Raw genomic sequence first — 13,808 nt, forward strand, 5'->3', positions numbered from 1 at the left:
TCGGTTAAATTTAGGCGCCGCTCACTTACTCACGCCCGAGGTCGCGGTGCCGCACAGACACCTGCACCCCGGCTAAATCAGCCAATCTGCCGGCAATTTCGTTTGTCACCGCAACAGAGCGATGTTTACCGCCGGTGCAGCCGACAGCCAACATTACGTGCCGTTTGTTCTCGCGTTGGTATCCCGCAAAGACCGGCTCTAACGCCGCAACATAGTTTGCGATAAATTCGTGCACACCCTCTTGCGCGAGCACAAACTCGCTCACCTCTGCATCGTTACCGGTGAGCGGGCGCAGCTCAGGTAACCAGAACGGGTTTGGCACAAAACGCATATCGATCATCAGATCGGCATCACTTGGTGCCCCGTATTTGAAGCCGAAACTCTGCACAACCAGCTGCAGTTTTGGGGCATCAGCCTCAGAAAAGAGCTCACGGATGCGACTCGTCAGCTCATGCACGTTATAGCGCGAAGTATCGATAACAAAATCGCTTAACGCACGCAGCTCAAGCAACCGGTCACGCTCTTTTTGGATCCCGTCGAGCAGACTACCTGCGCCCATCAGCGGGTGTGGCCTGCGCACAGCCTCATAGCGGCGCACCAGCACATCGTCACTCGCATCGAGGAAGAGAATGCGCGGGGAGCCCTTCTCAGAAATTTCAGCCAGCGTTTCCCGCAGCGTCTCATCGAGGTCGCGGCCGCGCGCATCTACAACAGCAGCAATTTTTTTAATCGCCCCGTCTGAGAGCTCAGCCATATCAGCTACGGTGGTTAAAAGCTTTAGCGGCAGGTTATCAACGACATACCACCCCATGTCTTCGAGGGTGTTTGCAGCGGTGCTCCGACCGGCGCCAGACATTCCGGCAACGATTAAAATATCTCGTTTTGCTATCTGCGTATCACTCATTACTGCCCAACTTCATCGTTCTCTGATCCCGCTGTGTCAATGCTATCTAACCCCTTCGCCTTGGCGCTAGGCGTGTGCAGATGTTCGTAAATAACCGAGGCAAGGCTCTCTCCCACACCGGGCACCGCGCCAAGCTCAGCGATGCTTGCCGAACGCACCCTTTTCACCGATCCAAAAGTGCGCAACAGAGCCTTCACCCGAGCTTGGCCGACACCGGGAATTTCTGACAGCTCGGTTGCTAACGCTTTCGATCTGCGCTGTTTTTGGAAGGTGATTGCAAATCGGTGCGCCTCATCACGCAGCCGCTGCACAAGAAACAGCGCCTCTGAATTGCGCGGCAGAATCACCGGAAAATCATCCTCTGGCAGCCACAGCTCTTCAAGTCGCTTTGCAATGCCCGCAACAGCGATATCTGTGATGCCGGCTTCCTCAAGTGCAGCCGCTGCGGCGGCCACCTGCGGTTGACCGCCGTCGATCAACAGCAGCTGCGGCCGGGCACGATACAACCCCACCTCGGGCGCCAGCTCATCTGCTTTGCCGAGCGCCGCAGCCCGGCGGGCCACCACCTGCCGAATTGAGTCAACGTCGTTGTTTGCTTCAACCACCTTGTATTTCCGGTATGCGCCTTTCGCGGGCAGGCCGTCTTCAAACACCACAAGAGAGGCCACCACGTTCGTGCCCTGCAGATGCGATACGTCGATAGCCTCAATGCGTAGCGGGGGTTCTGCAAGCCCGAGATACTGCTGCAGCTCTGCCAGTGCGTCTGTGCGTGCGGTGATGTCGTTGGTGCGGCGCAGACTGTTGCGCAGCAAGTGCTCGCCCGCATTCTTTACCGCACTCTCTAATAGCCGGGCTTTCTCGCCGCGTTCGGCAACCTTAATTTGTGGGAGCGCACGCAAACCGTGCCGCTGTTTGAGCACTTCGCTCAGATCGGCAGCGTTTTCTGGCAGCGCTGAAGTAATAATCCGCTTCGGGGGTGCTTCTCTCTCGTAGACGCTCTGCAGCACCTGCTCGAGCACCGTGCCGGCTGAATCATCCGGCCCGACTTCCACGATCCAACTGCGTTCACCGCGAATGCGGCCCGCTCGCACTTTAAACTGGTGCACAGCACCCAAAAGTTCGTTGGCGTAGTAGCCGAAAAAGTCTGCGTTTACCTCGCTAGCAAACACCACTGCTTGCTTTTCGAGAATATGCTCGAGCGCCTGCAGCCGGTCGCGCAGTTTTGCGGCCTCTTCAAAACGCTGTGCGGCTGCTGCATCCCGCATCTGGCTCTCCACCTGCCGCACAAACCGGCGGTCGAGTGACCGCAAGAATCGCACCATTTCTTTTGCGCGTTCGCGATGCTCGGCAATCGATACCCGCATCGAACACGGCCCGTGGCAGCGGCCTATTTGGCTGGCTAAACACGGTCTGCCGGAGCGCATCGCGCGAGAGTAGTCTGCGTCGTTACAGGTGCGCAGCGGGAATGCCTGCTGCACGAGATCAAGGGTTTCACGCAGCGCCCAAACTTTCGGGTACGGGCCAAAATACTTTGCTTTTTTAATGCCCTCTTTGCGAGAAATGATTGCGCGGGGTGCTTCATCCCCCATTAAAACAACCAGATAGGGATAGCTTTTATCATCTTTAAACTGGACATTAAAAGGCGGCCGGAATTCGTTGATCCAGCTGTGCTCGAGCACCAAAGACTCAGTGTCGCTAGCAACAACCGTCCAGTCAACCTTAGCCGCCAACTGCACCATTAATTGTGTGCGCGGTTGCAGCGTGTGCAGCGGCTGAAAATAGTTTGCCAAGCGGTTGCGCAAGTTTTTTGCTTTGCCGATATACAGCACGCGACCGTGGCGATCCGAAAAGCGATAAACACCCGGGTCTGTTGGCACCTCCCCCGACTGCGGTTTAAATGCCTTCCGGTTATCGACGGTGCGCATTATTTACCGGCTGGGTGAGCTGCTAGCGCTTCTTTAAGGAAGCGACCGGTGTGACTTTCAGCTACCTGCGCAACCTCTTCAGGGGTGCCCGCAGCAACCAGCGTGCCACCGCCTGAGCCGCCCTCAGGGCCGAGGTCAATTACCCAGTCTGCAGAGCGAATCATATCGAGATTGTGCTCAATAGTGATTACTGTGTTGCCCTTATCAACCAGAGTGTTGAGCACCTTTAAGAGCTTGCGCACATCTTCAAAATGCAGACCCGTGGTCGGCTCATCAAGCACATAGACGGTGCGGCCGGTCGAACGCTTCTGCAGTTCAGTTGCAAGCTTCACCCGCTGTGCCTCACCACCGGACAAAGTTGTGGCCGCCTGCCCAAGCTGCACATAACCAAGCCCCACATCAACAAGAGTTTGCAGGTAGCGATAAATCGAGCTGATCGGCTGGAAGAACTCCGCCGCCTCTGAGATCGGCATTTCTAGCACTTCAGAGATGTTCTTACCCTTGTATTTAATCTGCAGGGTTTCACGGTTGTAGCGTTTGCCGTCACACACCTCACACGGCACATACACATCGGGCAGGAAGTTCATCTCGATCTTCAACGTGCCATCACCCGAGCAAGCCTCACAACGCCCGCCCTTCACGTTGAAACTGAAGCGACCGGCAAGATAGCCGCGCACCTTAGCCTCTTGTGTTTCAGCAAACAGCGCACGAATTTTGTCAAACACACCGGTATAGGTTGCCGGGTTTGAGCGCGGAGTGCGCCCAATTGGCGCCTGGTCAACGTGCACGACCTTATCTAAATGTTCAAGCCCGTGCACCCGCTTATGCTTGCCCGGCAGCTGGTGTGCGCCGTTTAGTTTATTGGCGAGCACCCGGTAGAGGATATCGTTAACCAGCGTAGATTTGCCGGATCCGCTCACACCCGTCACCGCAGTAAACACACCGAGCGGGAATTTCACACTCAGCTCTTTAAGGTTGTTTGAGCGCGCACCAACAACCTCTAGCTGCCGTTTCTTATCTACCTTGCGACGTTTCTCGGGCGTCGCAATTACCTCGCGGCCAGAGATAAACGCACCGGTTATCGACCGTTTATTTGCGCGTAAGTCGGAGACGGTGCCGGAATGAACAACCTCGCCGCCCTCAACACCTGCGCCCGGCCCAATGTCAACGATCCAGTCGGCAGCGTCGATAGTTTCTTCGTCGTGCTCAACAACGATTAGCGTGTTGCCGAGATCTCTAAGCCGTATCAGAGTGTCTATCAGACGGCGGTTGTCGCGCTGATGCAAACCAATAGAAGGCTCGTCAAGCACATACAGCACGCCGGTCAGGCCAGAGCCGATTTGCGTTGCCAGTCGAATCCGCTGCGCCTCACCGCCGGAGAGTGTGCCAGCAGCACGACCCAGAGTAAGGTAATTCAGCCCGACTTCAATTAGGAAGCTAAAACGCGCCCGAATCTCGCGCAGCACCTGTGCCGCAATCTTTGCCTCACGCTCGCTCAGAGTGAGCTCGTCAAAAAAGACCTGCGCCTCACCGAGACTGAGGTCAGCAACCTCAGAGATAGAAAGATCGTTCACCGTCACCGCAAGCACCTCAGGTTTGAGACGCGCACCCTTACAGCTTGCGCACGGCACAGCGCGCAGCAGCTCAGCCCACTTTGCGCGCACATTATCGCTTTCTGCCTCCATATATTTGCGTTCAACATAGGAGATTGCGCCCTCAAAACCAGAGCGATACTTCACCTCACGGCCGTGACGGTTGCGATAGGCGACCTGCACTTTAAAGTTTTTGCCGTAGAGCAGCATCTCTTGCACACGTGCAGGCAGATCTTCCCACGGTGTCTTAAGAGAGAAGTCGTGCTCAGCAGCTAAAGCCTGCAGCTGGTTTTGGAAGTAACTATAAAGCCCGCTGCCCTGCGTGCTCCACGGAATAATCACCCCTTCGGCGAGCGACAGCGTGGTGTCAGCCAAAACAAGGTCGGGGTCTGCCTGCAGGGAGGTGCCAAGCCCTGAGCAGGTTTCACACGCGCCAAAAGGTGCGTTAAACGAGAAGGTGCGCGGCTCAATTTCGCTGATCTGCACCGGGTGGTTGTTCGGGCAGCTGCGGTGCTCACTAAAACGGCGCACAGGCAACTCAGGCTCACCCGCACGAGCCGGGAAACTCACCTCAACAACTCCCCCGGTTAGTCGCAGCGAGGTCTCAATCGCGTCAGTGAGGCGACCAAGAATTGAATCTTTGCGCACCAGCCGGTCAACAACAACAGAAATGTAGTGCCAGTCACTCTTTTTCAAGGTCGGTGGTTCGCTCAAATGATGAGCCTGACCGTCAACGATAATGCGTGAGAAACCGTCAGCTGCTAATTCAGCAAAATAGTCAACAAATTCGCCCTTCTTCTTTTCAACCACGGGAGCCAAAACCTGAAAGCGTGTGCCCTCTGGCATCTCCATGAGTGTGTCGGCAATCTGCTGCACGGTTTGTGATTGAATCAGCTCGCCACAAACCGGACAGTGCGGGATCCCGATGCGCGCCCACAAAAGACGCATATAGTCGTAAATCTCGGTAATCGTGCCAACCGTTGAACGCGGGTTGCGGTTGGTTGACTTCTGATCTATTGAAACTGCCGGGCTCAAGCCCTCAATAAAATCAACATCGGGCCTGTCAACCTGCCCCAAAAACTGGCGCGCATATGCGCTGAGCGACTCAACGTAGCGGCGCTGACCCTCAGCAAAAACAGTGTCGAAAGCAAGGCTCGATTTACCGCTGCCGCTCAGGCCGGTAAAAACCACCAGGCTGTCGCGCGGAATGCTCACATCAACATTCTTCAGGTTGTGCACTCTGGCACCCTGCACTTTAATTTTTGCTTGCGCCAACGACTTTACAACCGGTTTTTTCACACTCTGCCTAGCTTTAGTCACCTATTAATTATATGGCAACAGCAAGAAGAAATAGAACATTCGTTCGAGAAAGCTGAATCACGTCGTTAGTGCGCTTTCCGCACCTGGCGCAACTCCTTTTTCAAATCCTGAATTTCGTCACGCAGCCGCGCCGCCAACTCAAACTTCAGCTCATCAGAGGCAGCCAGCATCTGCGCAGTGAGCTCAGCTATCAGCTCTTCAAGCTCAACACCGTCACCACTCTGGGCGCTAGTTTTTGCGCTCGACTTACGCGCTGTCGCAGGCCGAGCGCGATCCGCAAGCAATTCTTCGCTGTCAGCTGCTTCCCGCGCCAGCATCTCGGTAATATCACCGATTTTTTTGCGCAGTGGTTGCGGATCGATACCGTGTTCCTGATTATATGCCTGCTGAATTTCACGGCGGCGGTTGGTCTCGTCAATCGCCTCTTGCATTGAGTGCGTAATATTGTCTGCATACATATGCACTTCACCGCTGACATTGCGCGCCGCACGACCAATCGTCTGAATAAGCGAAGTGCGAGACCTTAAGAAGCCCTCTTTGTCTGCGTCAAGGATCGCAACCAGCGACACCTCAGGCAGGTCGAGACCCTCACGCAGCAGGTTAATTCCGACAAGCACGTCAAACACGCCCGCGCGCAACTCGCTGAGCAGCTCCACGCGCTTCAGGGTGTCAACATCCGAGTGCAGATAGCGCACCCGCACGCCAGCTTCTTCCATAAAGGCGGTCAGCTGCTCAGCCATTTTTTTGGTCAGCGTGGTCACCAGCACACGCTCATCACGTGCGGTGCGCACCCGCACCTGCTCGAGGAGGTCATCAATCTGCCCGGCCGATGGCTTCACGATTATCTCGGGATCCACCAAACCTGTTGGGCGAATAATCTGCTCCACAACACCGTCTGCGCGATCCAGCTCATATTTACCGGGTGTTGCAGACAGATACACAACCTGCCCGACACGCTCTTGAAACTCAGCAAACTTCAGCGGTCGGTTGTCGAGTGCGCTCGGAAGGCGAAAACCGTGCTCAACCAGTGTGCGCTTGCGCGATGCGTCGCCCTCATACATTGCACCGATCTGCGGCACAGTTACGTGCGACTCATCGATAACAACAAGCAGGTCGTCTGGAAAATAGTCGAGCAGACAGTGCGGCGCCTCCCCCGGTGCACGCCCGTCCATATGCCGTGAATAGTTTTCAATGCCCGAGCAGAAACCGATCTGCTCCATCATCTCCAGGTCAAAGGTTGTGCGCATACGCAGGCGCTGCTCTTCAACAAGCTTGTTCTGTTTTTTTAGCTGCACGCTGCGTTCTTCGAGCTCTGCTGCGATGTCTTTCATCGCTCTTTGCATCACATCGTGACTTGCGACATAGTGTGATCCAGGAAAAATCGAGACCGTCTCAACTTCGCGGATCAAATCTCCGGTTACCGGGTGCAAGAAGCTCAAAGCTTCAATCTCGTCACCGAAAAGCTCGATTCTAACGGCGAGCTCTTCATACATTGGAATGACTTCGATGGTGTCACCGCGCACACGGAAGTTGCCGCGCACAAACTCTATGTCGTTGCGCTGATACTGCATATCGACGAGGCGTCTGGTGAGCACATCACGGTCGATAACATCTCCAACAGCAAGCGGGAGCATCGCCTCATAGTATTCCTCAGGCTTACCGAGGCCGTAGATGCAGGAAACGGTTGACACCACCACAACGTCACGTCTGCTCAAAAGCGCATTCGTGGTTGAGTGACGCAGACGCTCAACCTCAGCGTTAACGCTGGAGTCTTTCTCAATAAATGTGTCAGTCTGCGGCACATACGCCTCAGGCTGATAGTAGTCGTAGTAGCTGACGAAATACTCGACCGCGTTGTTTGGCAGCAGCTGCCGAAACTCATTCGCGAGCTGCGCTGCAAGTGTTTTATTATGCGCGAGCACGAGCGTGGGTCGCTGCACCTGCTCGATCAGCCATGCGGTGGTTGCAGATTTTCCCGTTCCGGTCGCGCCGAGCAGCACAACATCGGTTTCACCCGCGTTGATCCGGGCAGCAAGCTCAGCGATTGCCTTGGGCTGATCACCGCTCGGAGTGTATTCAGAGACAACCTGAAACGGTCGAACGCTGCGAGTGAGCTCCACTTTATGCGAACCAGAGAGCTATTTCGCGTGCGGCTGATTCTTCGCTATCGCTGCCGTGCACAAGATTCTGCTGCACTTTTAAGCCCCAGTCGCGGCCGAGATCACCGCGGATGGTGCCTGGTGCGGCGGTGGTTGGATCGGTGGTACCGGCCAGGGCACGGAACCCTTCAATGACGCGGTCGCCGGTCAGGCGGATAGCAACCGTTGGGCCGCTTGTCATAAACTCCAGCAGCGGCTCATAAAACGGCTTCCCCGCGTGCTCAGCATAGTGTTCTGCGAGAAGTTCACGGTTTGGCTGCACAAATCGCAAATCTGCAATAACGTAGCCCTTCGCCTCGATACGACGCAAAATTTCGCCTGTCAGCTGACGTTTCACCCCGTCTGGCTTGACAAGCACGAGCGTTTCTTGAGACATCTCTCCCCCAATAATTTAAAAACTTAGAGCTAGGTTAAATTGTATGCTTTAGCGCTGGAATTTTTCTGGGTTTGCCGCCCATGCTGCGCGCATTCGGTCAATCTGCTTGCCCTTAATCATCGCGAAGACCCACAGCCCGCCAAACAGGACTGCCACAATCAGCGTTGCTGGCAGGAAAAAAGCGGCAGCGAAAAGAATAATTTGCACTAGCCAGCCGACGGTGATACCAATCGGTGTGCGCATGACGAGAAGCGCAACAACGCACAGCGCACAGAGAATAAGACCTGCGTAAATTCCAATTTGTGGCGGATCAAAAACGTTAAGCCCGTACATCGTCATGCCCACCAGGAAAATGATAATAATTTCAAACCCGAGCGCGATTGACGCAAGGGCTTTCTGGGTTGAGCCACGGCCGTGGTGCCCGCCAGAGAGCCGGTTTGCGTAGTTAACTCCCGCGCGCTCAGACGGCGACAGTTCAAGATCGTCAGCCATTACCAGCCCTCTTCTTTCGCAATCGCTATTGCGGATCCCGCGAGCAACACAGATCCGGCCACGAGTATACCGCGGCCTGCATCCTCTGCCGCCCAGTCGTAAGCAGCGGTTAGACCGTCAAATGTTGACTCAGCAACCCACAGATTATCGTGCGCAGCAAGCTCACTCGCCTCAACGAGGCTGTGCAGCTGCGTGACATCAAGGGTGCGCGGTGAATCAACCGGCACCAAAATCACCTGCTCACCCAATTGGGCGAGCTGCGTCAGCACCCCCGTAGCGTCTTTATCGGCGAGCACACCGGCAACAACCGTGGTTTCTGAAAACGCGAAGTTCTCGGTGAACGCTTGGCTCAGCGCGGCGGTGCCGTGCGGGTTGTGCGCCGCGTCAACAACGATAGTTGGGTTCTGTGTCAGCACCTGTAAGCGACCGGGTGAGACAACCGCAGCAAGAGCAGCCTCTACAGTTTCACTGTCGAGCGCGCGTGGGGCAAAGAAAGCAGCAACAGCGGCCAGCGCCGTTGCGGCGTTTTCACCCTGATGTGCTCCCATGAGCGGCACAAAAAGATCTTCGAGCGTGTAATCTCCCTGACCGTCGGTCAGGCGCACGGAGATCAACCGCCCGCCCACGGCAACCTGGTTTTGCAACAGCTCATACTGTGCTCCTGCCGCAACAACTTCTGCATTTTGTTGGCTGGCAAAATCTTGCAGTTCCGCCTGGGCTTCCGGGCGCTGCGATGCGAAAACAGCTTTTGATTCAGGTTTTATGATCCGCGCTTTAGTTGCCGCAATTTCAGCAATAGTGTCGCCGAGAATCCCTGTGTGATCGAGCGCCACCGGGGTCACTACAGCAACCTCTGCATTCGCAATATTGGTTGCATCCCACTCACCGCCCATACCCACTTCGATCACCGCAATTTCAACCGGGGCGTCCGCAAAAAGTGCATAACCGAGCACAGCGAGCGCCTCAAAGAATGTGATCCGTCCCTGCCCCTGTGCTTCTAACTCAGCGTCAACCACTTCTAGCGCCAGCTGCATCGACTCCCAAACTGTCGCCAACTGCACGCCGTCTACCGGTTCACCATCGATACAAAAGCGTTCGGTGAAGCTCACCAGGTGTGGGCTCGTGAAGAGCCCGGTGCGCATGCCGTGCGCTCTGAGCAGTGCCTCAATCATGCGTGCGGTTGAGGTTTTTCCGTTCGTGCCGGCAACCATAATCACCGGGTAGAGATCCTGCGGGCGCCCCACCAAATCAGCCAGTCGTTTCACCGGCTCAATGCGTGGGCGCGGTGTGGCCTCACCGACGCGGGTCATAAGCTCATCGAGCACCAGCTGCGCAGCCCTCTTTGACTCAGTGCCGTAAATTTCTGCGTGCACCTTTAAGGCTGCGGCGCTCAGCTGTTCGACGGCTGCGCCGTCGTCGGTGGCGTCGTCATCGTCAAGCAGCGGGTTGAGCATTTTCGCCATTGCCACTGCTTCTGCCTTCGCAGCGTCAGCAGTGATACCGGCCTCACGGTTTGCGGCATCCCACGGGTCTAATTCTTGAGTCATTACTGCGCTGCACCCTCTGCATCCACCGTTACCACAATTGGAGCCTTTTCAACGCCCAGCGCTTTAGCTATCGCGATACGCGCGATCCTGTCGCTGATCTGTTTGTTGCCGGCGTTTGCAAGCGCAGCAACATCGTCAGTTGCCTGCACGTTGAAGGCGACAGCGAGTGTTTCACCGCTGATGAGTGCGGCGTGTTCTTCCAAGGCGGCAGCGTATTCGGGGGCAACATTCACAGCGAGCACAATGCGATCACTCACATCAAGGCCCGCCTGTTTGCGCGCCTCCTGAATCGCGCGCACAGCGTCACGGGCAATCCCCTCAGCTTCAAGCTCCGGCGTAGTTTCGGTGTTTAGCAGCACAAAACCACCGCCAGCCAAAAGCGCTAGCGCAACACCAGCAGCTTCACCATCGCCCGCCGACAGGGTGAGCTCGTACTCCCCCTCTTGAAGTTCAACACCACCGGCGGTGACAACACCATCAACCTCTGACCAGTCGCCACTCTTCGCGCCCTTAATCGCTTGCTGCACAGCTTTGCCGATGCGCGGTCCGGCAGCGCGGGCGTTAACGGTGAGGTTTGAGGTGATGCCGTATTTTGCGGCCGCATCATCTGTCAGCTGTGAGAATTCAACCTGACGCACGTTTAATTCGTCGCACAGCAGCGCCGCAAACGGCTCCAGTGCTGCTGGTTGGGTGCTCACCACGGTCAGCTTCTGTAGCGGCAGGCGCACGCGCAGCTGCTTAGCCTTGCGCAGGCTCAACGCTTGTGAAGTTATCTGGCGCACCTCGTCCATAGCTGACACAAGTTCCGCGTCGTATGGAAGAGAGGCAGCATCAGGCCAGTCGGTGAGGTGCACAGAACGACCGCCTGTCAGCCCCTGCCAAATCTCTTCAGTAACCAGCGGCGCTAGTGGTGCGGCTGTGCGGGTTAGCACTTCGAGCACCGTAAACAGGGTGTTAAAGGCTTCACGGTTGCTGTCTTTGCCGTTTTCACCGTTGACACCCTCCCAGAAGCGGTCGCGCGAGCCGCGCACATACCAGTTGGTGAGCACCTCGGCAAAGTCGCGCAAAACAGCTGCAGCGGTTGTTGTGTCAAGATTTTCAAGAGCGTTTTCGGTTGCAACAACAGCGTCCCTAAGCTTTGCCAGAATATAGCGGTCGAGCTCATTCGTGCTGCCGGTGTCAAACTGCGGCTCAAACCCGTCTGCATTTGCATACAGGGTGAAGAAATACCAGGTGTTCCAGAGCGGCAGCAAAAACTGTCGCACACCCTCACGGATCCCCGCTTCTGTGACGATCAGGTTGCCGCCTCTCACAACCGGTGAGGCCATCAGGAACCACCGCATAGCGTCAGAACCGTCGCGTTCAAAAACCTCGTTGACATCGGGATAGTTGCGCAGCGACTTCGACATTTTGTTGCCGTCACTGCCGAGCACAATGCCGTGACTGATGCAGTTTTTAAATGCCGGGCGGTCAAACAGTGCGGTCGCTAACACGTGCTGCACATAGAACCAACCGCGAGTTTGCCCGATATATTCAACGATGAAATCTGCCGGTTGGTGTGTCTCGAACCAGTCTTGATTTTCGAAGGGATAGTGCACCTGCGCGAACGGCATTGAACCGGAGTCAAACCACACGTCGAGCACGTCTTCGATCCGCCGCAGTTTACTCTTACCCGTCGGATCGTTCGGGTTGGGTTTCACAAGCTCGTCAATATACGGTCGGTGCAGATCAACCTCGCCCTGTTCGTTGCGTGGCAGAGTGCCAAAGCCGGCTTCAAGCTCAGCAACAGATCCGTAGACCTCAACGCACGGATATTCGGGATCGTCACTCACCCAAACCGGGATCGGTGTGCCCCAGAAGCGGTTTCGACTGATCGACCAGTCGCGCGCCCCCTCTAGCCACTTCCCAAACTGCCCGTACTTCACATTTTCTGGCACCCAGTTAATTGCCTCATTGGTTTCGAGCAGGCGATCCTTAAAATCGGTAACGCGCACAAACCAGCTTGAAACAGCCTTATACATAAGCGGCGTGCGGCAGCGCCAGCAGTGCGGGTATGAGTGCTCATAGCTGGCCTCACGCAGCAGTCGGTGATCTGCTTTCAAAACATTAATAATGGTGCGGTTTGCTTCAAAAGCTTGCACACCAGCGATATCGTTCAGCGGCCCGCCCCGGAACAGTGGCAGGAATTCAGCGGCGTCATCAACAGACAGAATGACTGGAATGCCATACCGCTGATTGACGAGCATATCTTCTTCACCGTAGGCGGTTGCCTGATGCACAATACCGGTGCCGTCTTCGGTTGTGACATAGTCTGCAACGGTGAAGATCCAAGCGTTTTCAGTGCCCCAGGTTGCAGCGTCGCTAAAGGTGTCCCACAGCGGCTGGTACTCTACATATTCAAGCTGTGATCCCTTAATAACCCAGGTCGCAGCAGCTAGCGCAGCAGCCGGCTCAGCATAACCAAGCTCTTTTGCGTGCGCGGCAACTCGATCCTTTGCCAGCAGGTATTTTGCGGTGCCCGCTGCTCCCCCGTCGGCAGCACCGTTTTCGCCCGCTGGCACTACGACATAGTCAACCTCTGGGCCGACCGCAACCGAGAAGTTGGTTGGCAGCGTCCATGGCGTGGTCGTCCAGGCGAGGGCGCGCACACCCTCGAGGCCAAGCTCGCTAGCTTTCGCACCAATAAGCGGGAATGTTACCGTCACAGACGGATCCTGCCGCATCTGATAGACGTCATCGTCCATGCGCAGCTCGTGGTTTGACAGCGGTGTCTGGTCGCGCCAGCAGTAGGGCAGAATGCGCTGCCCCTCATAGGCCAGACCCTTTTTATAGAGCTCTGCGAACGCCCAAATGACGCTCTCCATGTATTCGATATTCAGGGTCTTGTAGTCGTTTTCAAAGTCCACCCAGCGCGCCTGGCGGGTCACATACTCTTCCCACTCGCGTGTGTACTGCAGCACAGACTCGCGTGCTTTCGCGTTGAACTTATCGATCCCCATATCGAGAATCTCTTGCTTCTCGGTCAGCCCCAGCTGCTTCATTGCCTCCAGTTCGGCCGGCAGCCCGTGGGTGTCCCACCCGAAGCGGCGCTCCACCTTCTTGCCGCGCATCGTCTGGAAACGGGGGAAAATGTCTTTCGCATACCCGGTGAGCAGGTGCCCATAGTGTGGCAAACCGTTCGCGAACGGTGGGCCGTCGTTAAAAACCCACTCTGCCGCACCATCACGCTGCGCAATAGACTGCTTAAAGGTGTCGTCCTGCTTCCAAAACGCTAAAATTTCGCGTTCGATAGCGGGAAAATTAGGTGCGGGGGTGACACCAAACGCAGCACCGCTGCCCGTGTTCTGTTTGCGCGGAAAGATCATCTCGGTTTACTCCAGCTCACATTGTTCACTAACACGCTGGGACGAGATTGCTCCCGCGGTACCACCCCGCATTGCCGCAAGAGCGGCCACTTCATGCTGGCTTTACGCGCCACAACGCCCGGTTCTAA

8 protein-coding genes are annotated in these 13,808 nt (G+C 56.0%); all 8 read right to left on the minus strand.

Annotated elements, in window-relative coordinates:
* Window positions 1–25 precede the first annotated feature (25 nt).
* Window positions 26–904, minus strand: coding sequence for an RNase adapter RapZ (gene rapZ / locus HCR00_RS01855; RefSeq protein WP_167142231.1), 879 nt, complete (start codon window positions 902–904; stop codon window positions 26–28).
* Window positions 904–2,829: an excinuclease ABC subunit UvrC gene (gene uvrC, locus HCR00_RS01860; RefSeq protein WP_167142234.1), complete on the minus strand. Its 1,926-nt coding sequence runs from the start codon at window positions 2,827–2,829 to the stop codon at window positions 904–906. Before uvrC ends, rapZ begins: the two co-directional genes overlap by 1 nt.
* Window positions 2,829–5,720 (minus strand): excinuclease ABC subunit UvrA, encoded by a 2,892-nt coding sequence (uvrA, locus tag HCR00_RS01865; protein WP_167142931.1) that lies wholly within the window; start codon window positions 5,718–5,720, stop codon window positions 2,829–2,831. Before uvrA ends, uvrC begins: the two co-directional genes overlap by 1 nt.
* A gap of 86 nt (window positions 5,721–5,806) precedes the next feature.
* Window positions 5,807–7,861 (minus strand): excinuclease ABC subunit UvrB, encoded by a 2,055-nt coding sequence (gene uvrB, locus HCR00_RS01870; protein ID WP_167142237.1) that lies wholly within the window; start codon window positions 7,859–7,861, stop codon window positions 5,807–5,809.
* Between the two features lies 1 nt (window position 7,862).
* Complete coding sequence (gene ndk / locus HCR00_RS01875) at window positions 7,863–8,276, minus strand: nucleoside-diphosphate kinase (RefSeq protein ID WP_167142240.1); 414 nt, start codon at window positions 8,274–8,276, stop codon at window positions 7,863–7,865.
* A gap of 48 nt (window positions 8,277–8,324) precedes the next feature.
* Window positions 8,325–8,768, minus strand: a complete 444-nt coding sequence (locus tag HCR00_RS01880) for a DUF4233 domain-containing protein (RefSeq protein WP_166984717.1) — start codon at window positions 8,766–8,768, stop codon at window positions 8,325–8,327.
* Window positions 8,768–10,315 carry a bifunctional folylpolyglutamate synthase/dihydrofolate synthase gene (locus HCR00_RS01885; RefSeq protein ID WP_243854498.1) on the minus strand — a complete coding sequence of 516 codons (1,548 nt, stop codon included), beginning with the start codon at window positions 10,313–10,315 and terminating at the stop codon, window positions 8,768–8,770. Before HCR00_RS01885 ends, HCR00_RS01880 begins: the two co-directional genes overlap by 1 nt.
* Window positions 10,315–13,680 carry an isoleucine--tRNA ligase gene (gene ileS / locus HCR00_RS01890; RefSeq protein ID WP_167142243.1) on the minus strand — a complete coding sequence of 1,122 codons (3,366 nt, stop codon included), beginning with the start codon at window positions 13,678–13,680 and terminating at the stop codon, window positions 10,315–10,317. The genes HCR00_RS01885 and ileS overlap by 1 nt, the downstream gene beginning before the upstream one ends.
* Between the last annotated feature and the right edge of the window lie 128 nt (window positions 13,681–13,808).

The sequence above is a fragment of the Canibacter zhoujuaniae genome, assembly GCF_011752005.1.
Taxonomy (GTDB): domain Bacteria; phylum Actinomycetota; class Actinomycetes; order Actinomycetales; family Microbacteriaceae; genus Canibacter; species Canibacter zhoujuaniae.

Excerpts from the sequence above, each read along its gene's own strand:
- ileS (WP_167142243.1), bottom strand. The coding sequence starts at position 13,680 with ATGATCTTTCCGCGCAAACAGAACACGGGCAGCGGTGCTGCGTTTGGT.
- ndk (WP_167142240.1), bottom strand. The coding sequence starts at position 8,276 with ATGTCTCAAGAAACGCTCGTGCTTGTCAAGCCAGACGGGGTGAAACGT.
- HCR00_RS01885 (WP_243854498.1), bottom strand. The coding sequence starts at position 10,315 with ATGACTCAAGAATTAGACCCGTGGGATGCCGCAAACCGTGAGGCCGGT.
- uvrC (WP_167142234.1), bottom strand. The coding sequence starts at position 2,829 with ATGCGCACCGTCGATAACCGGAAGGCATTTAAACCGCAGTCGGGGGAG.
- rapZ (WP_167142231.1), bottom strand. The coding sequence starts at position 904 with ATGAGTGATACGCAGATAGCAAAACGAGATATTTTAATCGTTGCCGGA.
- HCR00_RS01880 (WP_166984717.1), bottom strand. The coding sequence starts at position 8,768 with ATGGCTGACGATCTTGAACTGTCGCCGTCTGAGCGCGCGGGAGTTAAC.